Below are 22,712 nucleotides of genomic sequence, written 5' to 3' on the forward strand. Positions count from 1 at the left end.
TATGATTCCGTTCTACTCGCTATAAGTCAGCATGTCTATACATAGAGATGATATTGGGATACAACCAGGGCGAGCCTGTTGGTCTTGGAGGTGTCCTATGAGACGTACCCCGATCGTGCTGGCCCTGCTGGGCGCGCTCACCGTCGCCGGCTGCTCCTCCTCGGGAGGCCAGAGCGCGCAGAGCGCACCCGCGAGTTCCGCCGCCGGCGCGGCCACGGCGGGCGCGAGCTACGCCGTCATCACCCACGGAGCCCCCGGCGACTCCTTCTGGGACGTGGTCAAGAACGGCGCCGAGGCCGCGGGCAAGCAGTACGGCGTGAAGGTCACCTACCAGGGCGACGGCGACCCCGCCAAGCAGTCGCAGCTCATCGACCAGGCCGTCTCGGAGAAGGCGGACGGCATCGTGGTCTCCATGGCCAACCCCGACGCGCTGAGGGAGGCCATCGGCAAGGCCGTCGCGGCGAAGATCCCGGTCATCACCATCAACTCGGGCGCCGACTCCTCCAAGGCGTTCGGCGCCGTCACGCACGTCGGCCAGTCGGAGGACGTGGCCGGGCGCGGCGCGGGCGAGCAGCTCAAGGCGGCCGGGATCACCAAGCTGCTGTGCGTCATCCACGAGGCCGGCAACGTCGGCCTCGACCAGCGCTGCAAGGGCGCCGAGCAGACGCTGGGCGGCACGGTCGAGCGGCTGCAGGTGGACGTGAGCAACCTGGCCGACGTCACCTCCAAGGTCACCGCCAAGCTCCAGTCGGACAAGCAGGTCAACGGCGTGCTCGCGCTCAACCCCGCCGTCGCGATCGCCGCCAGGGACGCCGTCAAGGACTCGGGGTCGCAGGCGAAGCTCGCCACGTTCGACCTGTCGGGCGACGTGGTGTCCGCGATCAAGGACGGGGAGGTGCTGTTCGCCGTGGACCAGCAGCAGTACCTGCAGGGCTACCTGCCGATCACGTTCCTCCACCTGTACAAGAACAACCTCAACACTGTCGGCGGCGGGCTGCCCGTCAACACCGGGCCGGGCTTCGTGACCAAGGACAACGCCGACCAGGTGGCCAAGCTGGCCGCGGCGGGCACGCGATGACGATCACGGCCGACGAGCGGGTCGCCGACGTCGGCCTGGCCCGCCGTCTGCTGATCAGGCCCGAGCTGGGCGCGGTGGTCGGCCTGGTCGTGGTGTTCGTGTTCTTCGCCGTCCAGTCGCCGGTGTTCCGGTCGCCGGCCGGCATCGCGAACTGGCTCGACCCGGCCGCCACGCTCGGCATCATGGCGGTCGCGGTCGCGCTGCTGATGATCGGCGGCGAGTTCGACCTGTCGGCGGGCGTGCTGACGGGCACGAGCGGGCTGATCCTCGTCACGCTGGCCACCCGCTTCGGGTTCGGCGTGTGGCCGGCCATGCTCGTCGGGCTGGTCGTGGCGCTGGGTGTCGGGTTCGCCAACGGGCTGATCGTCACCAGGACCAAGCTGCCCAGCTTCATCGTCACGCTGGGCACGTTCCTCATGCTCCAGGGCGTCAACCTCGGCGTCACCAAGGCCATCACCGGCACCGTGCAGGTCAGCGGCCTGCGCCGGGCCCCGGGCTTCGACAGCGCGAACGCGATCTTCGCGGGGACCGTGGAGATCGGCGGGACCTCCTTCCGGGTGGCGATCCTGTGGTGGATCCTGGTCACCGCCGGGGCCACCTGGGTGCTCATGCGCTCCACGGCCGGAAACTGGATCTTCGCGGTGGGCGGCAACGAGCAGGCCGCCCGCGCGGTCGGCGTGCCCGCCGCCCGCACGAAGATCGCGCTGTTCATGACCACGGCGTTCGCCGCCTGGCTGGTCGGCTCGATCCTCGCGCTGCGGTACACGTCCGTGCAGGCCAACATCGGCATCGGGCAGGAGTTCATCTACATCATCGCCGCCGTCATCGGCGGCTGCCTGCTCACCGGCGGGTACGGCTCCGCCATCGGGGCGGCCATCGGCGCGGTCATATTCGGCATGGCCGACAAGGGCATCGTGTTCCTGGGCTGGGACGCCGACTGGTTCAAGTTCTTCCTGGGCGCGATGCTGCTGCTGGCGACGCTGGCCAACCGCCTGGTCCGGCGGTACGCCGAGGAGGTGCGGCATTGATCCTCGAGACCAGGGGCATCGGCAAGACGTTCGGCTCGGTGCTGGCGCTGCGCGACGTGTCGATGGGCGTGCGGGCCGGCGAGGTCACCTGCGTGCTCGGCGACAACGGCGCGGGCAAGTCCACGCTCATCAAGATCCTCGCCGGGGTGCACCAGCACGACGCGGGCACGCTCCTGGTGGACGGGCAGGAGGTGCGCTTCGCCGGCCCCCGCGACGCGCTCGAGCGCGGCATCGCCACCGTCTACCAGGACCTGGCGATGATCCCCCTCATGTCGGTCTGGCGCAACTTCTTCCTCGGCTCCGAGCCGAGGAAGGGCCTGGCCTTCGACGTGGCCAAGGCGCGCCGCGTGGCGCGGGAGGAACTGCGGGCCATGGGCATCGACATCCGCGACGTGGACCAGCCGGTCGGCACGCTGTCCGGCGGCGAGCGGCAGTCGGTGGCCATCGCCAGGGCCGTCCACTTCGGCGCCCGCGTCCTCATCCTCGACGAGCCCACCTCGGCGCTCGGCGTCAAGCAGGCCGGAGTCGTGCTGCGCTACATCGCCAGGGCCCGCGACCGCGGGCTCGGCGTCGTCTTCATCACCCACAACCCCCACCACGCCTACCCGGTGGGCGACCGGTTCCTGCTGCTCAACCGGGGTACCAGCCTGGGCGAGTACGGCAAGGCGGACATCACCCCGCAGGAGCTGACCGCGCTCATGGCCGGCGGGGCGGAGCTGGAGGAGCTGGCGCACGAACTGGAGCGGGAGTGAACCGCTTGGCGGGAATTTGACCAGTTCGGGCGGTGGCCTGGAGGAACAAAAAGGCACAAACCCCTCGGCGTGACTTTCATCCGGGGGGTTCACGTGACCACGATGATCAGCAGGCGGGCGCCGCGGCGGTGGATGGAGCCTTGATCTACACGCTCGCGGCAGTGCCCCCGGGGCCCTTATTACGCCTGGGCCGCAGGGCGGGCCGCACAGACGGTGCGGCCCGTCCAGTGCGGCGTGCACAGGCTGCGCGAGATGCTCAAGGCGAACGCGCTGCCGGTCACGGCGGGGGACGTGCTGCGCTGCGAGTCGGGCGGTGGCGGCGGCTACGGCCCCGCCGAGCGCCGCTCCCACAGGGCCACGGCCGCCGACCTGACGCAGGGCATGATCACCGGCTGAGCCGGTCACCCACCGTACCGGTGCTCTCCTCCGGCGCCGGTACGGCTGGAGGCCCCTGCCCTCGCAGCCGGTCCATCTCCCGCCATTCGCGACGCAGCCCGGTCAGGCTCGTGGTGAGCCCGTAGGCGACCCCGGACACCAGCAGCACGGGCAACAGGCCCACCGCCGTCACGGCGGCCCCGCCCAGCAGCCCGCCCAGCGGGATGCCGGCCCAGGCCAGCGAGCTCTGCAGGGCGTTCACCCGGCCCAGGAGATGGCGGGGCACCCGCTCGTACGAGATCGCGCCCAGGATCGGGTTCAGGAAACCGCTGGCGAACCCGCACACCGCGAACACGGACACCAGCGCCCACACCGGTACATCCGTGGCCAGGATGAGGAAGTGCGGTGGCCCGGCGAACAGGAACGCCACGAAGAACACCGGCCTGCGCCGCATCCGGTGCGCGATCACGGCGGCCACCAGGCTGCCCCCGATCGCGGTCAGCCCCATCACGCTGCTGTTCAGCCCGAGGACTGCGGGGCCGTGGCCGGACTCCTTCGCCCACACGGGCGCGAGCACCTGGTTGAAGGCCGCGTCCAGCAGGTTCGTGACGCCGACCATCACGATGATCGCGAGCAGCAGCGGCTCGCCGCGCAGGAACGCGAAGCCCTGGCCGAACCGCCGCCAGTACCCCTCCTGCTGCTCTCCCGTTCCGGGTGCGCGGTGCCCCATGCCGCGCGGCAGCGCCGCGGCCACGACCACCGAACCGAGCGCGAAACAGACCGCGCTGATGGCCAGGCTGGCCAGCGGGCCGAGCAGCGCCACCATCGCGCCGCCCAGCCCAGGACCCACCGTCGAGGCCAGCCGCTCCGTCACGCCCATCAGCCCGGTGGCCCGCTCCAGCGGCACCCGCCCGCGCTCGGCCGCCTCCGGGACCATGATCTCCTTGGCCAGGTCTCCGGGCCCGCGGGCCGCGCCGATCAACGCGACCAGTGCGATGAGCGCGCCCAGCGGCAGCAGATGAGTCGCGTGCAGCAGGACCACCGCGGCGGCGGCCGAGGCGCTCACGACGTCGCAGACCCATGAGATCCGGCGCGGCCCCGCCCGGTCGACGAGTGGCCCGGTCAGCGCCTTGACCAGCACGTACGGGGCCATCTCCGCGAACGCCACCACCCCCGTCAACGCGGCGCTCCCGGTGCTCGTCAGCACGAACCAGGGCAGCGCGATGGCCGACACGCGGGTCGCGGTCATCGACACGGTCATCGCCGCGAGCACCCCGGCCATCGGCCGCAAGGACCGGCGCGGCTCCATCACGGCTCCTCCGGATCGTCCAGTTCGGGCAGCACGTGCGGCATCAGGTAGACCCGGACCGCGTCCGGCGGCGCCTCCTCGCCGTCACGCCGGTAGCGTTCGACGAGCTCGACCAGGTCCTCCCGCAGCTGTTCCGCCTCCTCCAGGGTGAGGCGGAACGCGTGGGAGCTGAGGTCGAGCACGCGCCGCCACGGCTTCGGCATGGTCTGCAGCTCGTTGAGCGCCTTCTGGACGCGCAGGTTGTAGAGGGCGGCGACGGACTGCATGTAGGCCAGCACCGCCTCGGGCTCGCGCTCGGTCAGCCCGTCCTCGTCCGTGAGACGCGTCGACCGGTGGACCGAGCGCCACCACCGCTCCCGCGCGTTGCCCCGCTCGGTGTCCTCCTCGACGAACCCGGCCGCCGCCAGCCTGCGCAGGTGGTAGCTGGCCGTTCCCGAGTTCGCCCCCAGGCGCTCGGCCAGCCGGGTGGCGGTGGACGGGCCGTGCTTGCGCAGCAGGTCCACGAGCTGCACCCGTACGGGGTGGGCGAGGGCCCGCAGGCCCTTGGCGTCGAGGACGACCACGCCCTCAGGGGATCGAGTCATGCTTAGAAGGTAAACCGCAAACACTTCTTCGCAAAGAGTTCTTCGCGAAGAAGTGTTTGCGGTTTTTCGCGCCCGAAAAGAGATCACGAACCGCGCCCGGCCCGGTGAGAATGATCGACACGGAGGCGCTCGGGGGTGCCGCGTCTCCGGGGACATCGTTCTGACGGAAGGACCGACAGTGCGTCATTCACCGACCCGCCTGCTCGCCGGCGGCGCCGCTCTCGCCATGGCCGTGACGGGGGCCGCCATCCTCATGCCGGTGCCGCCCGCCGCGGCCTCAAGGGTGGAGGCGGCCTGCGCCAACACCACCGGCGACGCCAAGACGCTGCAGGCCGCGATCGACTCCTCCAAGGAGGGCGACGAGATCGTCATCAAGGGCACGTGCCTGATCGACGCCACGATCAGCCTGGAGGACCGGCGCACGTACCGGGGCGACGCCAAGGCCGGGGCGGTGCTCAGGCAGGCCGACGGCGCCAACCTGCCCGCGGTGCTCGCCTCCGAGGGGTGGGTGAAGAACACCGATTACAGCGGCAGCACGATCCGCGTCGAGAAGCTCACGATCGACGGCAACCGGGACAACAACACCGGCACCGTGGGGCTGCTGCTGCGCTCGTGGAACACCCGCGTGTACGACGTGGACATCTACGGCACGCCGTCCGACGGCATCCGCATCAGCAACCCGTCACAGAACGGCACGCTGCTGAAGAACACCATGGTCAACAGCGTCATCAGCGACGTCTACATCGAGGGCGCCGCCGAGGCCGGGCTGCGGGTCGTCGACCCCGGCAACTCCGTCACCGACTGGACGCTGCAGCGCTCCTGGATCGGCTTCAGCGGCACGCACGCCATCCAGAGCGACAACGCGGCCGGCTGGACGTTCAGCGACCTGCACCTGTACGCGACGCCGAAGAACGCCATCGACGCCCACCGCTGCTTCGGCACCTCGATCCAGAACAACTACATCGAGGACTTCGGCGCCGAGAGCACGGCGAACCAGACGTACTACGGCATCCGCTGCGACCTGCAGGGCGAGGCGAACACGACGATCAACGCCAACCGGATCCACAAGTTCCTGCCGCCGCCGGACGGGCTGGCGGCACTGCGCAAGGCGCTGGGCAAGGCCAGGCAGGAGGGCGCGGCGCCGCCGGAGCGCACGTTCACCGACTCCGGGTCGCTGCCCCCCGACGTGAACTTCGTCTACCTCGCCCTGGACGCGGTCAACTACGGCACCGGCCACGCGGCGCTCACCGGCAACACGATCCTGGGCCACGGCACCAAGCGTGAGACGGGCATCCTGCTGGCCAAGGGCGACGGGGAAGGCAAGTCGATGTCCGTCGCCTCCAGCGGCAACCTGATCGACGGCATCGGGGTGCCGCGCAAGATCGGGCCAGGAGTGAAGGTCACCAGAGGCTACTGACGGCCTTCCTCGACGATCACGTCGCGCAGCAGCATGGGGCCATCCGGCCGCCGGCGCCACTCCCTCGGGTAGCCGAGCGACACCTCCTCGAAACGCACGCCGTCGTACCAGGTGACGCGGGGGATGTGGAGGTGGCCGTAGATCATGGCGGCGGTCGGGTGGCGCGTGTGCCACTCCCGGGTGGCCGTCGTGCCGCACCACTGGGCGAACTGGGGGTAACGCAGGATGTCGGTCGGCTCGCGCACCAGGGGATAGTGGTTCACGAAGACCAGCGGCACGTCGTCGAGCCCGGCCAGCCGCCGCTCGGTCAGCTCCACCCGGGCCTCGCACCACGCCTCACGGCTCGGGTAGGGGTCCGGGTGCAGGAGGTATTCGTCGGTGCAGACCACCCCGGTGCTGTGGGCGTACGCGAGCGCGCTCTCCTTGGTGTGGTGGCCGGCCGGCCGGAACGTGTAGTCGTAGAGCAGGAAGAGAGGCACGATCCTGACCGGTCCGCCCGCCCCCTCCCAAACGGGGTACGCGTCTTCGGGGGTCAGGACGCCGAGGTCCCTGCACATGCCGACCAGATGCTCGTAGCGGGCCGTTCCGCGCAGGTCCGGCGACTCGTCCGGCGGGCTCCACAGCTCGTGATTGCCCGGCACCCAGACGACCCGCTCGAACCGGCCCGCCAGCAGCTCCAGCGCCCAGGCGATGTCCGCCAGCCGCTCGCCGACGTCGCCCGCGACCAGCAGCCAGTCACCGGGGGTGGCCGGTTTCAGCTCCTGCACGATGGCCCGGTTCTCCGCGTAACCGACGTGCAGGTCGCTGATGGCCAGCAACTTGCTCTCGCCTTGTCTGGGCAACGGGCGTACCTCCTTCGCGCGTGACTACGAGCATGCCACGCGGCAGGCGGGCCTCACAGGGCGCGGGCGGTGCCCGCGCCGCCGCAGCAGCCGAATACGCTGTCGAATGTGCCCGCCCCGTACCTCACCCTCGCCACCGTCGTCGAGCACGAGACGGAGGCCAAGCGTTCGCGCTTCATCTGCGCCCTGGCTCCCGCGCGCAGCGTCGAGGAGGCGGTCGCGTTCATCGGCGAGCGGCGCCGGCAGCATCCCGGCGCGACCCACAACTGCACCGCCTACGTCATCGGCGAGCGCATCCAGAAGGGCGACGACGACGGCGAGCCGGGCGGCACCGCGGGCACGCCGATGGTGCAGGCCCTGGTGGGCAGGGGGTTCAGCGACGTGGTCGCGGTGGTGACCCGCTACTTCGGCGGCACCCTGCTGGGGGCGGGCGGCCTGGTGCGCGCGTACGGCTCCGCCGTGACCGAGACCCTCGACCGGGCCGAGCCGGTGCGGATGGTGCCGGCCAGGCTCGTGCGCGTCGCGGTGGCGCACGACCAGGCCGGGCGGGTGGAGAACGACCTGCGGGCCTCCCGCCACCCGGTGCGTGACGTGACGTACGCGGGCGAGGTCACCTTCGCCGTCGCCGTGGGCGAGGACGAGGTGGCGCCGTTCGTCGACTGGATGGCCACGCTGACCGCCGGGCGGGCGCGCGTGGACGTGGGCGACGACCTCCACGTCCCCGCCTGATCACCCCTCCAGGGCGTACTGCATGACGCGGAACTTGGCCTGGGCCTCCGCCAGCTCGGCGGCCGGGTCGGAGTCGCCCATGATGCCGCCGCCCGCGAACAGGCGGGCGCGGCGGCCCTGAACGAGCCCCGAGCGCAGCGCGATGCCCCACTCGCCGTCGCCGTGGGCGTCGATCCACCCGACGGGCCCGGCGTAGCCGGCCCTGTCCATGCCCTCCAGCTCCCGGATGACCTCGATCGCGGTGCGGGTCGGGGTGCCGCCGACGGCGGCCGTGGGGTGCATGGCCGCGACCACGTCCAGCACCGACGCCCCGTCGGCCAGCCGCCCGCTGACGTGGCTGGCCAGGTGCTGCACGTTGGGCAGCACCAGCAGCTCGGGCTCGTCGGGCGTCGCCAGGAAGGAGCAGAGCGGGGCGAGGGCCTGGCGGACCGAGGCGATCGCGCACTCGTGCTCGTGGCGGTCCTTCGGCGAGGCGAACAGCGCGGCCCCGCGCGCGAAGTCGTCGGCCGGGCCGGTGCCGCGGGCGGTGGTGCCGGCCAGCACGAGCGACTCGATCTCCTGGCCCGTACGCCGGATCAGCAGCTCGGGCGTCGCCCCGACCAGCCCCGCGACGGAGAACGTGTAGCACTCCGGATAGCGCCGGGCCAGCCGGGTGAGCAGCAGCCGCACGTCGATGGGCCGCTCGGCGGTGGCGACCAGGTCGCGCGCCAGCACGACCTTCTCCAGCTCCCCGTCACGGATGCGCTTGGCGGCCCTGGCCACGACCTCCTCCCACTGCGGAGCGGTCAGGCTGCCGTCGCCGTAGCGGATGCGGCCGGGGTCGCGGACGGGGGAGAACCTCTCCAGCGGCGCGTCGCCGATCGTGGTGAGCCAGGCGTGGCCGTCGCGGCGGGCCAGCACGGCGCGCGGGACGACGAGGACGGAGCCGTGGGCGTCCTCGTCGAAGGTGAAGCTGCCGAAGGCGACCGGACCGGAGCCGGGCGTGCGCACGGCGTCGTCGACATGGGCGTCGCCGAACACGGTGGCCAGCCACTGGCGGGCCCAGGCGAACCGGCCAGGGCCAGGGGGCACGGCCACCCGTGCGGCCTCACCCCAGCCGACGAGCCCTTCGCCGTTCCTGACCCAGGCGTAGGGCGCCGTCCTGGGCAGGGATGCCAGCAGATCGCCCGGGTCACCGACGGGGGTGGTGCGAACCGGCAGCGGGCGGGTTGTTCCGAGCGCGACACTCACCCAAGACACTCTATGCGGGAACTGAACACGTTCGACTCGGACCCCCGTCAATGCAAGGTTACGGACAATGAACCCGGAAAAACCCGGACGGTGAGCCGTATTCGCCCCGACCTGATCGCGTCCGGCCTGTCAAGCGGCGATATGAAGTCGGTCCTGAAATCACAGACCTTGCCGGAACGCCATAGCCGGTCGATGATCCACTTCCTACCTTGGGTCCATGATCGGTCGCCTGGGCCCCGTGCTCGCTCCAGTGATTCTCGCCTCATTCGCCGCGCCGGCCCAGGCCGCCCCCGAGGCCCAGCCGGTGCCCGCGGTCATGGCCGCGCTCGGCGACTCGATCTCCAGCGGCTTCAACGCCTGCGGCTGGTACGTCCGCTGCGGCGCGCGCTCGTGGTCGGTCGGCGACAACCCGCAGGTGTCCAGCCATTACCTGCGCCTGTCGCAGATGTCTGGAACGCTCCACAAGCACAACCTCAACTTCGCCGCCCCCGGAGCGACCAGCGCCGACCTGCTCGGCCAGGTGCGCAAGGCGGTCGAGGCCAAGGCCGACTACGTGACGATCCTGGTGGGCGCCCAGGACGCGTGCACCCGTTCCGAGCAGTCCATGACGCCCGTCGAGACGTACCGGCAGCGGCTGGACGCGGCCCTGGCCGAGCTGCGCGCCGGCATGCCCACGGCCAGGGTGCTCATCGCCAGCATCCCCGACCTGCGGCGGCTGTGGCAGGTCGGCAAGGCCAGCGCGCTCGCGCGCACGTTCTGGACAGTGGGGCGGATCTGCCAGACCATGCTCGCCAAGCCCGACTCCACCGCGCGGGCCGACACCGAGCGCCGCGACCGGGTGCGGGCGCGGGTCGCGGCCTACAACAAGGCGGCGGCCGAGGCGTGCGCCGCCTTCGGCCCGGCCTGCCACACCGACGGGGGCGCGGTGTTCTCCTACCGCTTCACGCTCGACCACCTCAGCCGGTGGGACTACTTCCACCCGAACACGGCCGGGCAGCGGATCCTGGCGCAGCTGACGTTCGAGCACGGCTTCACCTGGCTCGACCCCCGCTGACGACCTCAGCCCAGACCCCTACCCCAAGAGACGCCGGCCGAATGGTCAGCGGCACTGGGTGAGCATCATCTTCTTGTCGGCCGCACGCACGGGCACGTCGTACTTGAGCGCGACCTGCGCGAAGCGGGTGACGTACGCGCACCGGATGCGCCGCTGCGGCGGCAGCCAGCTCGCCGGCCCCGAGGCGTCCTTCTGCTCGTTGGCGTCGCCGTCCACGGGCAGCAGGTTGAGCGGGTCGTTGGCGAAGTCCAGCCGCTTGGACATCGCCCAGCGCGGCGCGCCCATGCGCCAGGCGTAGTTCAGCGGCACCACATGATCGACCTGCACCTCGTCGGCATTGTCCTTGTGCCAGTGGATGGTCCTGCCGGTGTAGGGGTCGGTCAGCTCCATCGAGACGACCTCGCAGCTGGAGCCCGCCCGGTACGTCACGTTCTGGCCGTCGCGCGCCAGCAGGTCGTCGCGGGTGCGGCAGCCGTTGCGCGCGTACGGCACGCCGATCGCGTTGTCGGCCCAGTTCTCGCCGTACCGGGTGCGCTCGTAACCGGTGTTGGGGCCCAGGCCCTGGACGCGCAGGCGCTTGATGAGGCCGCGTGCTCTGGCCTTGTCGGCGTCGGAGATGATGGGTGCCAGGCCGGGCAGCGTGCCGCTCGCGTTGCCGAGCGGGCTCGCCGCGGTGGCCGGATGGGTCTTGGTGCTGCCGACGAAGGAAGCGACGATGATGGCTCCCGCCAGAAGGGCGATGGCGTCCTTCGCGCTCAAGCAGGCCTCCGAACATCCAAGGTTGTCTAGAGAAATTCCCGTCATCGGGTGTTTTGACACGGGGAGGGTTATGTGACTGACCGCCCGATCGACCCGGACGTCGACCTCCACGTCCCGGCGCAGCGCACAGAGCTGCACTGGCCCGTGCTCGCGGCCATCGCCGCCGGCGGCGCGCTGGGCGCTCTGGGGCGTTACGGCCTGCAGTCGGCGCTGCCCGGCGGGCCGGCGGACTTCCCGTGGGCGACCTTCCTGGTCAACGTGTCGGGCTGCCTGCTGATCGGGGTGCTCATGGTGCTGATCACGGAGGTGCGGCAGGCGCACCGGCTCGTGCGGCCGTTCCTGGGGGTGGGGGTGCTGGGCGGGTTCACGACCTTCTCGACGTATGTGGTGGACGTGCGGCGGGCGGTCGAGGCGGGAGCGCCGCTGACGGGGCTGGTCTACCTGGCGGGCACGATGGCGGCGGCGCTCGCGGCCGTGGCCGCGGGCATGTGGCTGACCAGGCGGATCGCCGGGAGGACGGCGGGCGTGCGATGACGGTGGTGCTGATCATACTGGGGGCGGCGGTCGGAGCGCCGCTGCGCTATCTGGCGGACCGGGCGGTGCAGGCGCGGCACGACACGGTGTTCCCGTGGGGGACGCTGACGGTGAACGTGGCCGGGTCGGCGCTGCTGGGCTTCCTGGCCGCGCTGCCCGCGGGAGGCGGGGTCATGGCGCTGGCGGGCACCGGGTTCTGCGGGGCGCTGACGACGTACTCCACGTTCGGGTACGAGACGGTGCGCCTGATGGAGGAGGGTGCGCGCTTCCACGCGGTGGCCAACGCCGCCGCCAGCGTGGTGGCCGGGCTCGGCGCGGCCTACTGCGGCGCGGCCCTGGCCCAGGCCCTGTGAAAATCGCTGGCCTCCGCCCGGTGAGCGGTGGCACCATGGGCGCGCATTCGCCCGCCGACGATCAGGAGCATGAGATGCGGTGCCTCGGAATCTCCCAGCGCCCCATCGACACGAGAGTTCCCGAGGGCTCCATCACCGGACTTCTCCGAGGATGCCCCGGCCTTGAGGCTGGGGAGGATTCGGATTCTGTGGAGTAGGGCAGGAAGAGACGGATCGCCGTCAGGGCGGTTCGTCGTCTGCCGTGGGAGTTGCGAGGCCGGTCTCGATCAGGTGCAGGATCTCGGAGTTGAGGGAGCGCCGGTCGGTGTGGGCTTTGGCGGTCAGGTGCTGGTGCAGGTCGGCGGGAAGCCGGAGGGTGATGCAGACTTCTTGATCCATATTACCGGGTGTAGTGGTACGGTTGCGCCGTGATGGCGCTGGAGGAGGGTGGGGAGGGGGCCGGGAACGCCCGGTACACCTACCGGCTTCGCGTGTCGTCCACCGCCCGCACGGCGCTGTTAGCTGAGTGGGACCGCTGCCGGTGGATCTGGAACGAGTGCGTCGCCAAGTCCCAGCAGACCTACCTGCACAACAAGACCGACCCCGGCAACAAGCGGACCTGCGGCCCGGCCCAGCTCGACAAGATGCTGACCGAGGCCCGCCGGATCACGCCGTGGCTGCGCGCGGGCTCCTGCGTCCCGCAGCAGCAGATCATCCGGGACTTCGGCAAGTCCCGCGCCAAGGCGTTGAAGGACATCATCGAACGCCTGCCGATACGGCAACGGGCCGGGATGCCCCGCTTCAAGAAGAAAGACCAGGCCGACCCGACCCTCAACTACACCAAGCGTGGCTTCCGCCTCAAGGACGGCCGCCTGCACCTGGCCGGCGGGATCGTGGTGACCGTGGTGTGGTCGCGGGGCCTGCCCGCCGAGCCGTCGTCGGTGCGTGTGTACCGCGACAGCCTCGGCCACTGGTACGCCTCCTTCGTCGTTCCCGCCCGATCCGAGCCGTTGCCTGGCACGGGCCGGGTGATCGGTATCGACTGGGGCGTGAAGGAGACCGCGACCACCACCAGCAGCACGCACGATCTTCCCCACGCCGAGCATGGCAGGAAAGCCGCTGTGAGGCTGGCTCGCTACCAGCGGATGATGGCCCGCCGAAAGCCTCAGCGCGGGCAGGCCGCTTCCAATGGCTACCGCCAAGCGAAGCGGCAGGCCGCCAAGCTGCACAAGAAGGTGGCCCGGCAGCGTCAGGACACCGGCCGCAAGTGGGCCAAAGCGGTGGTCCGCGACCATGACGCGCTCGCGGTGGAGGACTTCCAGCCGAAGTTCCTGGCCAAGTCCACCATGGCACGCAAAGCCGCCGACGCCGCCATCGGCGCCACCAAGAAGGCCCTGCTCGAGATGGGCCGCAAGCACGGGCGAGACGTCCGCCTGGTACACCCCGCGCACACCACGATGGACTGCGCCATGTGCGGAGCGAGAGCCAAGCACGCACTGCCGCTGGGTGAGCGCACCTACACCTGCACCGCGTGCGGAGCCGAATCCCCCAGGGACAAGAACTCCGCCCGCGTGATGCTCGTCCGGGCTGGTCTGACCCCGGCTGGTGCCGATCGCGTAAGACCCGACTGTCCGCCGGACAGCCAGGCAGCGTGAGCCAGAAATCCCCCTGCCTTGACAGGGGGAGCAGTCAATGAGCGGCTGCTGTTCGAGACCGGCGTCATCGACCGGCTTGGCAGCATCGACGAGGGCAGCACGCAGACCGACACCGCTGAGATAGAGCGCCGTCGCGTCATCACCATCCGCGCGGCCGTCGCCTCCTTCACCCTGTGCGACCTGCGGGTCAACCTGGTCGACACGCCCGTCCATAGCGACTTCGTGGCCGAGGTGGAGCGCGCGTCCGCCGGAGACCGCCCCACTCGATAGGCGGTATGTCGGGTTTCGCCGTGAGATGGGTATTAAGGGGCACAGTGCACCATTCCGGGGCACACGTCCGTACAGGGGGGATTCCCATGGCAGACACGAAGAAGAAACCCGCCGCCAAGTCCGGCAAGTCGAAGAAGCAGTCGATCAAGACCAGCAGGCAGGCCAAGGAGACCAAGAGGGAGACGCGGAAGTCGTCCACGGACGAGGAGTGACCCCTCCCGGTTGCCCGGCCGGACGGCTGGGCAGCAGCGGCAACTCGTCTGACCCGAGAGACGTGATCTGACAGCCGGGGGCCTCGCGCTCCCGGCTGTCGGTTCGATCGTGGAGCTACCCTCATGTCGGCCTACCTGCGCTTTCCGGCTGTCTTCCAGGACGTGGTCGTCTTCGCCGCCGAGGACGACCTGTGGATGGTGTCCGCCCAGGGCGGGCGGGCCTTCCGGCTGACCACCGGGCTCGCCGAGGCGGGCTACCCGCGCATCTCGCCGCGCGGCGACCAGCTCGCGTTCGTCGGGCGCGAGGAAGGGCCGGAAGAGGTGTACGTCATGCCGTCCAACGGCGGCGCGGCCCGCCGGGTCACCTTCCACGGCGCCCGCTGCACGGTCACCGGCTGGGACCCCGAAGGGCGCATCCTCTATGCCAGCGACGCGGCCCAGCCGTTCGAGGGCCGCAAATGGCTGCACCGCGTCGCGCCCGGCGGGGTCCCGGAGCGGCTCCCGTACGGACCGGCCAACTCGATCGCGTACGGGCCGGAAGGCATGATCGTGCTCGGCCGCAACACCGCCGACCCCGCGCGGTGGAAGCGCTACCGCGGCGGCACGGTCGGCGACCTGTGGATCGACCCGCGCGGCGACGGCGAGTTCCGGCGGCTGATCAGGCTGCCGGGAAACCTGGCCTCGCCCTGCTGGAGCGGCGGCCGGGTGTGCTTCATCTCCGACCACGAGGGCGTCGGCAACGTCTACTCGTGCACCCCCGGCGGCCAGGACCTGCGCAAGCACACCCACCACGACGACTACTACGCGCGCAACCTGTCCGGCGACGGGCACCGGCTGGTCTACCACGCGGGCGCCGACCTCTACCTGCTCGAGCCCGGCGAGCCGGCCCGCAAGCTGGACGTGCTGCTGGCCAGCTCCAGGACGCAGCGCAACCGCAGGTTCGTCGATCCCGCCGACTACCTCGACAGCGCCACGCTCAGCCCCGACGGCAGCGCGCTGGCCGTCACGGCGCGCGGCAAGGCGTACGCGATGGCCGACTGGGAGGGGCCCGTGCAGCAGTACGGCTCGCCCGACGGCATCCGCTACCGGTTCCTGACCTGGCTCAACGACGGTGCCCGGCTGATCGCGGCGGCCAGCGACGACGGCGACGAGGAGCGCCTGGTCATCCTGGAGGGTCATGAGGGCGGCGGCGGCACGGAGGTGGCCAGGCTGGGGCGGATCAACGCCCTCGTCCCCGACCCGGCGCACGACCGGGTGGCCGTCGTCAACCACCGCCACGAGCTGCACCTGCTCGATCTCGGCACGGGCCAGGCGGACCTGGTCGAGGCCAACCCGCACGGCGCGCCGGAGGACCCGGCGTGGTCGCACGACGGGCGGTGGCTGGCGTACACGAGCCCGCTCAACTCCCGCTCCAGCGCGATCAAGCTGCACCACCCCGAGACGGGGCGGACGGTGCAGGCCACGGAGCCGGTGCTGGAGGACTCGATGCCGGCGTTCGACCCGCAGGGCCGCTACCTCTACTTCATCGGCCAGCGGATCTTCTCGCCCGTCTACGACCAGCTCCAGTTCGACCTGGGCTTCCCGCTCGGCACCCGCCCGTACGCGGTGGCGCTGCGCGCCGACGTGCCCGACCCGTTCGTGCCCGTGCAGCGGCCACTGGGGGAGAAGGACGAGGACGACTCCGAGCCGGAGCCGTTGCGCGTGGACCTGGAGGGGCTGGCCCGGCGTGTCACCGCGTTCCCGCTGCCCGAGGGCCGCTACGAGCGGGTGGCCGGGCTCAAGGACAAGGTGCTGATCCTCACCAGCCCGCTCGAGGGCGAGAACTCCCTGCATCTGTACGACTTCGCCAAGGGCAAGAACGAGCCGTTCGCGGACGGCGTCACCGACTTCGAGCTGGGCCGCGACCACAAGACGCTGCTCTACCGCGCGGGCTCCAGGCTGCGGGTGGTCAAGGCGGGGGAGGCGCCAGGCGAGGAGGAGACGCCGGGGCGCGAGAGCGGCTGGATCGACCTGTCGCGGATCAAGGTGTCGGTCGGCCCTGAGGCGGAGTGGCGGCAGATGTTCCGCGAGGCGTGGCGGTTGCAGCTGGAGAACTTCTGGACCGAGGACATGGCGGGCGTCGACTGGCCGGCCGTCTACGACCGCTACCGGCCGCTGGTGGAGCGGGTCACGACCCGCGGGGAGTTCTCCGACCTGCTGTGGGAGCTGCACGGCGAGCTGGCCACGAGCCACGCCTACGAGAGCGGCGGCGAATACCGCCCCGGCCCCGAGTACACCCAGGGCAAGCTGGGCGTCGACTGGGACTACCGCGACGGCGTCTACCACATCCGCTCCATCGTGACCGGTGACCCGTGGGATCCCCAGGCGACCTCGCCGCTGAACCGGCTGGGTCTCGACGTACGTGCGGGCGACGCGGTCCTGGCCATCAACGGCGCACCCATCGGCACGGCGGCGACCCCGAACGAGCGCCTGGTCAACCAGGCTGGCGAGGAGGTCGAGCTGACGCTGCGCCGGGAGGAACGGGTCTTCACGGTCACCGTGCGCGCCCTCGCCGACGAGCAGCCGGCCCGCTACCGCGACTGGGTGAACCTCAACCGCGCCGAGTGCCACCAGCGCTCCGGCGGGCGCGTGGGTTACCTGCACATTCCCGACATGGGGGCAGAGGGGTTCGGGGAGTTCCACCGGGGCTACCTGGCCGAGTACGGCCGCCAGGCGCTCATCGTGGACGTGCGCTTCAACGGCGGCGGCCACGTCTCGGCGCTGCTGCTGGAGAAGCTGGCCCGGCGGCGGCTCGGCTACGACTATCCGCGGTGGGGCGACCCGGAGCCGTACCCGCCGGAGTCGCCGCGGGGGCCGCTGGTGGCGATCACCAACGAGTGGGCGGGCTCCGACGGCGACATCTTCAGCCACACCTTCAAGCTGCTGAAGCTGGGCCCGCTGGTCGGCAAGCGCACCTGGGGCGGCGTCATCGGCATCTGGCCGCGCCACCAGCTCGCCGACGGCACGGTGACGACGCAGCCGGAGTTCTCCTTCGCCTTCGACGACGTCGGCTGGCAGGTCGAGAACTACGGCACCGATCCCGACATCGAGGTCGACATCACCCCGCAGGATTACGCCAGAGGCATGGACACGCAGCTCGAGCGGGCCATCGACGTCGCGCTCGACCTGCTGGCCGAGCGACCGCCGCACACTCCCGATCTCCGGCATAGGCCGCGCATGCAACCTTAGGTGCGTAACGGGCGTCTAAAGATCATAGGTGGGGTTAGCTCATAGGGGATGAACACCTGCACTCCGCCGAAGCGGGACAATAGGCCGGTGGTGAGGCTCCTTGCCATCGGCCATGTGTGTTGGGACTTCTTCCAGCGATAAAAGGGGATTTGTCAGGTGCGCGCACTGGCACGCAAGGGAAAGTCGGCTGCGGTCCGGCTGTATCGGGGGTACAACCGGCGCAAGGCACGGAACGCGCCCCCGCCGTCGACCGGGCAGGTCCGCATTCTGCTCCTGCACGCCTACGGGATGGGCGGGACGATCAGGACCGTGTTCAACCTGGCGAGCTATCTGGCCAAGGAGCACGACGTCGAGATCGTGAGCATCCTGAAGGAGGCCGAGGAGCCGTTCTTCCCCATCGACCCGCGGGTGAAGTTCCGCTTCCTGGACGACCGGCTCCATCCCAGCCCCGACCCGGTGCGCGCGATGCTGTCGAAGATGCCGAGCCGGCTCATCCCCAAGGACGAGTCGGCGTACCACCGCTTCAACCTGTGGACCGACCTCAAGCTGGCCCGCTACATCCGCTCGCTCGACACCGGCGTGCTGATGGCCACCCGCCCGGGGCTCAACCTGGCGGTGGCCCAGCTGGCGCAGCCCGGCGTCATCACGATCGGGCAGGAGCACGTGGCGCTGCGCACCCAGGCCGAGTCGATGCAGGAGCTCATCAAGTGGCGCTACCGCCGCCTCGACGCCCTGGTCACGCTCACCAAGGCCGACCTGCGCGACTACCGTGAGACGCTGCCGAAGAAGCCGCGCAAGCTGGCCCGCATCCCCAACGCGGTCCCGCCGATGTCCGGCGGCGTGTCCAAGCTGGACGCCAAGGTCGCCGTCGCGGTCGGCAGGCTGACCCGCATCAAGGGCTTCCACCGGCTCATCACCGCCTGGGAGACGGTCGCCGCCGCCCACCCCGACTGGAAGCTGCGCATCTACGGCGCCGGGCCGCAGGAGGAGAACCTCGCGCAGCAGATCAGGGAGGCGGGGCTGGAGGACAAGGTCGAGCTGCCCGGGCCCACCTCCGACGTGGGGGCCGAGCTGGAGAAGGCGTCGATCTTCGTGCTGAGCTCCCGGCACGAGGGCTTCCCGATGACGATCCTGGAGGCCATGGCCAAGGGGCTGGGGATCGTCAGCTTCAACAGCCCGCACGGGCCCAAGGAGATGATCACGCACGGGGTCGACGGGCTGCTGGTCAAGCCGCGTACCAATGCCAATCTGGCGGAATCGATCATCCGGGTGATCGAGGACGAGCCGCTGCGGCGCAGCCTGGCGGCGGGGGCGCTGGAGACGGCGCGCACGTACGACGTGGACGCGATCGGGGAGAAGTGGGACGCGCTGCTGGCGGAGCTGCTGGCCCGCCGCAACGGCACCTACGTCCGGCCCCAGCGCCCGCCCACCGAGACGCCACCCCCGTCGCCGGACGCCGCCGCCCCACAGCCGGAAGCGTCACCCGCGCTGTCGGAGGCCGCCGCCTCACAGTTAGAGGCGTCGCCCACGCGGTCGGACGCCGCTGCCCCACAGTCAGATGCGTCGCCCACGCGGTCGGACGCCGCCGCCCCACAGCCAGAAGCGCCGTCCAGCGGCACGCCTCACGTCAGCAAGGTCGGCGGGGTCAGCGGCGAGCGGCTATGATCTTCGCCGGAAGTGATCGCGCGCTCAGACGCCGGACCCGGTGAGCTCCACCGGCTCGGCGATGACATCGACGAGCGCGCCGTTCCGGTAGACGGTGATCGGCAGCGGCCGTCCGATCGCTTCGGCGAACATCAGCCGCTGCAGGCTCTGCGCGTCGCCCACCGGGCTGCGGCCCGCGCTCAGCACCAGGTCGCCGGCGCGCAGCCCGGCCCGGTGAGCGGGCGAGCCCGGCACGACCTCCACTACGCGCAGCGCCCCCGCCTGCCCGGTACGCCGCCGTAACGGCTCGGGCAGCGGCGCCGGCGAGGTGACCAACCCGAGGAACGCCCGCCTGACCCGCCCGTCCCGGATCAAGGCGGCGATGATGGAGCGGGTCGTGCCGTTCATCGGCACGGCGAGCCCCACACCCACTCCGGCCACTGCCGTGTTGATCCCGACCACCCGCGCCTGCGAGTCGGCCAGCGCGCCGCCGGAGTTGCCCGGGTTGAGCGCGGCGTCGGTCTGGATCACGTCCTCGATGAGCCGTACGGCCGAGCCGCTGCGCGCGGGCAACGACCGCCCCAGCCCAGAGACCACGCCGGCCGTCACCGACCCGGCCAGCCCGAGCGGGTTGCCCACGGCCACCACGAGCTGGCCCACGACCAGCTCGTCACTGTCGCCGAGCGTGGCGGGCTCGGGCGTGGCCGCCTGCGCCCTGATCACCGCCAGATCCGACAGCGGATCCCGCCCGACCACCGTGAAGTCACCCGAACTCCCGTCGGCGAACGCGATGGTGCCGTCCCGCGAGGACCCGACCACGTGCGCGTTGGTCAGCAGGAACCCGTCGGCAGTGAACACCACCGCGGACCCGCTGCCCCGGCCCGCCCGCACGCTGGCCACTTTCGGCAGCAACTCGGCCGCCACGGAAGAGACGACGCGCGAGTAGGCGTCGAGGGGATCCGCCATCACGTGCCCTCCTTTGCTTACAGGATTACACGTTAACTCCCGAGCTGCGGACCTGAGAGAACGCCGGCCGCTTCTCCTCCGAACGCAGATCGTCGGCTAGGTCCGGACGCGGTCGAGGAAGCCGGCGACGAGCGGGGCGATCTGCGGGAGGTGGGTCTCCAGGGCGAAGTGGCCGGTGTCGAAGAGGTGGAGTTCGGCGTCGGGCACGTCGCGCAGGTACGCGCGGGCTCCCTGCTCAAGGAAGAACGGGTCGCCGGTGCCCCAGGCGATGAGGGTGGGTGGGGTGTGCCGGCGCAGCCACGCCTGCCAGCGGTCGTAGCGCTGGACGTTGGTGTGGTAGTCGAACGCGAGCGCCACCTGGGCCTCCTTGCGGCCGGGCAGGTCGAGGAAGTGCTGGTCGAGGGTCCACCCGTCGGGGGCGAGCAGACCGGGGTCGGCGACGCCGGTCTCGTACTGGGCGCGGGTGCCGGACAAGGTGAGCAGGTCGCGGACGGCCTTGTCGGAGCCGGGGGTCTCGGGGCGCAGCGCGATGAAGTCACGGGCGCCCTGCGACAGGCCCTCCGAGTAGGCGTTGCCGTTCTGGACGACCAGGCCCGCGATCCACTCGGGGTGCCGCTCGGCGAGGCGGAACCCGATCGGGGCGCCGAAGTCGAAGACGTACATGACGAACCTGGCCAGTCCGAGCCGCTGGACGAAGCCCTCCATGACGTCGGCGAGACGGTCGAAGGAGTAGGTGAAATCGCCGGGCGCCTGGGTGTGGCCGAAGCCGGGGTAGTCGGGGGCGATCAGCCGGTAGCGGTCGCCGAGGGCGTCGATGAGGCGGCGGAACTGGTGTGACGCCGAGGGGAAGCCGTGCAGGAGCAGCAGCACGGGCGCGTCGTCCCGGTCGGGGAGTGACTCGCGGTAGAAGACGCGGACGCCGTCGACGTCGAGGTGGCGGTGGGCGGTACGGGAGATGGCCACTGCTAATGCCTTTCAACGAGAGAGATGCATTAGGTATAGCCACCAGTGGCCTAATGCGTCAATTCGGTCAGATACCATTAGGCGCATGAGTGATCTCGTCCCGCTGACGGGGGAGCCGCTGGCGCTGGATCTGGTCAACACCCGTCCGGCACTCGGCGACCTCCTGGCCACGCCCGACGACCTGCGGGCATGGCTGGTCCTGCAGGCCGACCGGTTCCCGGAGGCGCGCGAGCTCGCCGCCGCCACGTTCACGGACGCCGACCTGGTCGCCGTGCGCGCCGTCCGCGAGCACGTGACGCGCGTCGTCGAGCACGCCCGCCATGCCACCCCGCCGCCGGCGAGCGACCTGGAAGCCCTCAACCAGGCCCAGCGCGACGCGCCCGCCGTCAGCGAGCTGGCCTGGAACGGCGCCGCCGTCACGGCGACCCGCCGCCGCACCGGCTCCCCCGCGGCGCGGTTGGGGGCGTGGCTGGCCGAGGCCGCGGCCGGCCTCCTGGCCGACCCGGCGGTCGTCAAGGTCCGCCGGTGCGAGGCCGACGACTGCGTGCTGCTGTTCCTGCCCGCCCACCCGCGCCGCCGCTGGTGCTCGGCCACGCGCTGTGGCAACCGCACCCGCGTCGCCCGGCACTACCAGCGCCACAAGACCCCCTGACCGCCACCGCACCCGCTACGGCTCGCCGGCCTCATCGGCGGACTCCACCAGACCACCCGTCCCGGCAGCCGTCGCGGTAGGTGTAGGTGGAGGGCGCGGTGTTCGTGCCGGGACGTGAAGAGGCCCCGGTCCCCGTGCCAGGCATGGGACCGGGGCCGATCGCTCGTTCAGGCGGTGGTCGCAGGAGTCGAACTGAAGCGGAACGCAGCGAGCCGGATGTCGCCGTGCAGGTTCACCTGCAGGTCGTGGCGGCCTTCTGGCGATGTCGTCAGGTCGCCGGCGACGGTCGTCCATGCGTAGCGGCTTCCGGTGACCGGCACCGGGATCTCCGCCAGCAGCCGGTCACCTGCCAGGAACTCCAGCCGTCCCGGACCCACACCGGCGACCTCGGCATGGACGCGGATCGCGCCGGACAGGTCGACGGAGCGGAACAGCAGAGTCGCGGGCTGGTCCTGGTGCGCCGGAGCAACCGCGTCGCCGGTGGTGCGGGTGGCGTCGACCAAGGTGATGACCGTGTGGTCGTCGAAGTCCACGGCCGAGGTGCGCCTGTCGACGACGACGCGTGGCGCGGGGGCGGGGCCGGTCACCGTGACCGGGGCCGTCAGGGCGATGTCACCGGCGGAGCGGCCCACCAGCACCTCGTAGCCGCCGGGGTCGACGGTGAAGGCCCCGCCGGCCACGTCCCAGTGGGCGAGGTGCTCGGCTGACAGCCGGAAGGTGAGCTCCAGGCGGTCGCCCGGAGACAGCGCGGCCTTGCGGAAGTCGGCGAGCCGCAGCCGAGGGGCCTCGTAGCGGGCGTTCAACGCCCGGACGTAGAGCTGCACCACACGCGGAAGTACGCCGGAGGAGGTGACACATCGGCCAACCGCGACGAGGTGGTGGCCCGCTTCAACGCCTCGTGGACCCAGATCGCCGGAGCGTTCCGTGACGCGCCGAGCAAGGTGCTCTTCGAGAGCGTCAACGAGCCGCAGTTCGACAACGCCACCGACGAGGAGAAGATGAGACTCCTCGCCGAGCTCAACCGCTCCTTCCACGGCATCGTCCGCGGCTCGGGCGGCCGCAACGCCGATCGGATCCTGGTCCTGCCCACCGTTCACAC

Annotated in this window: 25 protein-coding genes; 16 read left to right on the forward strand and 9 right to left on the reverse strand. The window is 71.0% G+C overall.

The window, feature by feature from the left end; translation table 11 throughout:
• Positions 1-97 precede the first annotated feature (97 nt).
• The 4 genes from ACIBVN_RS20030 to ACIBVN_RS20045 all read left to right on the forward strand — a co-directional run bounded on the left by ACIBVN_RS20030 (position 98) and on the right by ACIBVN_RS20045 (position 3,254).
• Positions 98-1,078: a sugar ABC transporter substrate-binding protein gene (locus tag ACIBVN_RS20030; protein WP_397138339.1), complete on the forward strand. Its 981-nt coding sequence runs from the start codon at positions 98-100 to the stop codon at positions 1,076-1,078.
• Positions 1,075-2,106 (forward strand): ABC transporter permease, encoded by a 1,032-nt coding sequence (locus ACIBVN_RS20035; protein WP_397138341.1) that lies wholly within the window; start codon positions 1,075-1,077, stop codon positions 2,104-2,106. The genes ACIBVN_RS20030 and ACIBVN_RS20035 overlap by 4 nt, the downstream gene beginning before the upstream one ends.
• Positions 2,103-2,858 (forward strand): ATP-binding cassette domain-containing protein, encoded by a 756-nt coding sequence (locus ACIBVN_RS20040; protein WP_397138343.1) that lies wholly within the window; start codon positions 2,103-2,105, stop codon positions 2,856-2,858. Before ACIBVN_RS20035 ends, ACIBVN_RS20040 begins: the two co-directional genes overlap by 4 nt.
• A gap of 252 nt (positions 2,859-3,110) precedes the next feature.
• Positions 3,111-3,254, forward strand: a complete 144-nt coding sequence (locus tag ACIBVN_RS20045; protein ID WP_397138346.1) for a hypothetical protein — start codon at positions 3,111-3,113, stop codon at positions 3,252-3,254.
• Here the strand turns inward: ACIBVN_RS20045 and ACIBVN_RS20050 are convergent.
• Together ACIBVN_RS20050 and ACIBVN_RS20055 are read right to left on the reverse strand one after the other, a co-directional pair.
• On the reverse strand, positions 3,244-4,542 hold the full coding sequence (locus ACIBVN_RS20050; protein WP_397138348.1) for an MFS transporter: 1,299 nt from the start codon (positions 4,540-4,542) through the stop codon (positions 3,244-3,246). The two genes, ACIBVN_RS20045 and ACIBVN_RS20050, sit on opposite strands and share 11 nt — an antisense overlap.
• Positions 4,542-5,126 (reverse strand): ArsR/SmtB family transcription factor, encoded by a 585-nt coding sequence (locus ACIBVN_RS20055; protein WP_397138350.1) that lies wholly within the window; start codon positions 5,124-5,126, stop codon positions 4,542-4,544. The genes ACIBVN_RS20050 and ACIBVN_RS20055 overlap by 1 nt, the downstream gene beginning before the upstream one ends.
• Positions 5,127-5,304: 178 nt before the next feature.
• Between ACIBVN_RS20055 and ACIBVN_RS20060 the strand changes: the two genes are divergently transcribed.
• Complete coding sequence (locus tag ACIBVN_RS20060) at positions 5,305-6,543, forward strand: hypothetical protein (protein ID WP_397138352.1); 1,239 nt, start codon at positions 5,305-5,307, stop codon at positions 6,541-6,543.
• Here the strand turns inward: ACIBVN_RS20060 and ACIBVN_RS20065 are convergent.
• Entirely contained in the window at positions 6,537-7,385 is an 849-nt protein-coding gene (locus ACIBVN_RS20065) for a metallophosphoesterase family protein (RefSeq protein ID WP_397138354.1), read from the reverse strand. The genes ACIBVN_RS20060 and ACIBVN_RS20065 overlap by 7 nt on opposite strands.
• A gap of 108 nt (positions 7,386-7,493) precedes the next feature.
• Here ACIBVN_RS20065 and ACIBVN_RS20070 point away from each other — a divergent pair, with 108 nt between their 5' ends.
• Positions 7,494-8,114, forward strand: a complete 621-nt coding sequence (locus ACIBVN_RS20070) for a YigZ family protein (RefSeq protein WP_397138356.1) — start codon at positions 7,494-7,496, stop codon at positions 8,112-8,114.
• On the opposite strand, the gene ACIBVN_RS20075 is transcribed toward ACIBVN_RS20070, so the two are convergent.
• Positions 8,115-9,344 carry an isochorismate synthase MenF gene (locus ACIBVN_RS20075; RefSeq protein ID WP_397138358.1) on the reverse strand — a complete coding sequence of 410 codons (1,230 nt, stop codon included), beginning with the start codon at positions 9,342-9,344 and terminating at the stop codon, positions 8,115-8,117.
• Positions 9,345-9,561: 217 nt separating this feature from the next.
• Here ACIBVN_RS20075 and ACIBVN_RS20080 point away from each other — a divergent pair, with 217 nt between their 5' ends.
• On the forward strand, positions 9,562-10,398 hold the full coding sequence (locus ACIBVN_RS20080) for a GDSL-type esterase/lipase family protein (RefSeq protein WP_397138360.1): 837 nt from the start codon (positions 9,562-9,564) through the stop codon (positions 10,396-10,398).
• Positions 10,399-10,443: 45 nt separating this feature from the next.
• On the opposite strand, the gene ACIBVN_RS20085 is transcribed toward ACIBVN_RS20080, so the two are convergent.
• Positions 10,444-11,157, reverse strand: coding sequence for an HNH endonuclease family protein (locus ACIBVN_RS20085; protein ID WP_397138362.1), 714 nt, complete (start codon positions 11,155-11,157; stop codon positions 10,444-10,446).
• Between the two features lie 72 nt (positions 11,158-11,229).
• Between ACIBVN_RS20085 and ACIBVN_RS20090 the strand changes: the two genes are divergently transcribed.
• The gene (locus tag ACIBVN_RS20090; protein WP_397138364.1) at positions 11,230-11,691 is read left to right on the forward strand and encodes a fluoride efflux transporter FluC; all 462 of its coding nucleotides are present in this window, start codon (positions 11,230-11,232) and stop codon (positions 11,689-11,691) included.
• Entirely contained in the window at positions 11,688-12,044 is a 357-nt protein-coding gene (gene crcB / locus ACIBVN_RS20095; RefSeq protein WP_397138366.1) for a fluoride efflux transporter CrcB, read from the forward strand. The genes ACIBVN_RS20090 and crcB overlap by 4 nt, the downstream gene beginning before the upstream one ends.
• Before the next feature lie 219 nt (positions 12,045-12,263).
• Here crcB and ACIBVN_RS20100 read toward each other — a convergent pair whose 3' ends face one another.
• Positions 12,264-12,422 carry an Arc family DNA-binding protein gene (locus ACIBVN_RS20100; RefSeq protein ID WP_397138368.1) on the reverse strand — a complete coding sequence of 53 codons (159 nt, stop codon included), beginning with the start codon at positions 12,420-12,422 and terminating at the stop codon, positions 12,264-12,266.
• A gap of 32 nt (positions 12,423-12,454) precedes the next feature.
• On the opposite strand from ACIBVN_RS20100, the gene ACIBVN_RS20105 reads away from it, so the two are divergent.
• The 5 genes from ACIBVN_RS20105 (at position 12,455) to ACIBVN_RS20125 (ending at position 19,053) form a co-directional block, all read left to right on the forward strand.
• On the forward strand, positions 12,455-13,678 hold the full coding sequence (locus tag ACIBVN_RS20105; RefSeq protein ID WP_397138406.1) for an RNA-guided endonuclease InsQ/TnpB family protein: 1,224 nt from the start codon (positions 12,455-12,457) through the stop codon (positions 13,676-13,678).
• Between the two features lie 18 nt (positions 13,679-13,696).
• On the forward strand, positions 13,697-13,948 hold the full coding sequence (locus ACIBVN_RS20110) for a GTP-binding protein (protein WP_397138370.1): 252 nt from the start codon (positions 13,697-13,699) through the stop codon (positions 13,946-13,948).
• Positions 13,949-14,034: 86 nt separating this feature from the next.
• Positions 14,035-14,160, forward strand: a complete 126-nt coding sequence (locus ACIBVN_RS20115) for a hypothetical protein (RefSeq protein WP_349448736.1) — start codon at positions 14,035-14,037, stop codon at positions 14,158-14,160.
• A gap of 123 nt (positions 14,161-14,283) precedes the next feature.
• A complete protein-coding gene (locus ACIBVN_RS20120) occupies positions 14,284-17,388 on the forward strand; it encodes a PDZ domain-containing protein (protein WP_397138372.1) in 3,105 nt (1,034 codons plus the stop codon).
• Positions 17,389-17,544: 156 nt separating this feature from the next.
• Positions 17,545-19,053 (forward strand): glycosyltransferase, encoded by a 1,509-nt coding sequence (locus ACIBVN_RS20125; protein ID WP_397138374.1) that lies wholly within the window; start codon positions 17,545-17,547, stop codon positions 19,051-19,053.
• A gap of 24 nt (positions 19,054-19,077) precedes the next feature.
• Here the strand turns inward: ACIBVN_RS20125 and ACIBVN_RS20130 are convergent, their stop codons facing one another.
• Positions 19,078-19,998: a S1C family serine protease gene (locus ACIBVN_RS20130; protein ID WP_397138408.1), complete on the reverse strand. Its 921-nt coding sequence runs from the start codon at positions 19,996-19,998 to the stop codon at positions 19,078-19,080.
• A gap of 96 nt (positions 19,999-20,094) precedes the next feature.
• Positions 20,095-20,961 carry an alpha/beta fold hydrolase gene (locus ACIBVN_RS20135; RefSeq protein ID WP_397138376.1) on the reverse strand — a complete coding sequence of 289 codons (867 nt, stop codon included), beginning with the start codon at positions 20,959-20,961 and terminating at the stop codon, positions 20,095-20,097.
• Positions 20,962-21,046: 85 nt separating this feature from the next.
• Between ACIBVN_RS20135 and ACIBVN_RS20140 the strand changes: the two genes are divergently transcribed.
• On the forward strand, positions 21,047-21,613 hold the full coding sequence (locus ACIBVN_RS20140; protein WP_397138378.1) for a CGNR zinc finger domain-containing protein: 567 nt from the start codon (positions 21,047-21,049) through the stop codon (positions 21,611-21,613).
• A 167-nt stretch (positions 21,614-21,780) separates the two neighbouring features.
• Here the strand turns inward: ACIBVN_RS20140 and ACIBVN_RS20145 are convergent, their stop codons facing one another.
• A complete protein-coding gene (locus ACIBVN_RS20145) occupies positions 21,781-22,440 on the reverse strand; it encodes a fibronectin type III-like domain-contianing protein (protein WP_397138380.1) in 660 nt (219 codons plus the stop codon).
• Here ACIBVN_RS20145 and ACIBVN_RS20150 point away from each other — a divergent pair.
• Positions 22,432-22,712 (forward strand): cellulase family glycosylhydrolase (locus ACIBVN_RS20150; RefSeq protein WP_397138410.1); only part of this gene is annotated, 281 nt, incomplete at its 3' end. The two genes, ACIBVN_RS20145 and ACIBVN_RS20150, sit on opposite strands and share 9 nt — an antisense overlap.

The sequence above is a fragment of the Nonomuraea sp. NPDC049400 genome (assembly GCF_044466425.1).
GTDB lineage: Bacteria > Actinomycetota > Actinomycetes > Streptosporangiales > Streptosporangiaceae > Nonomuraea.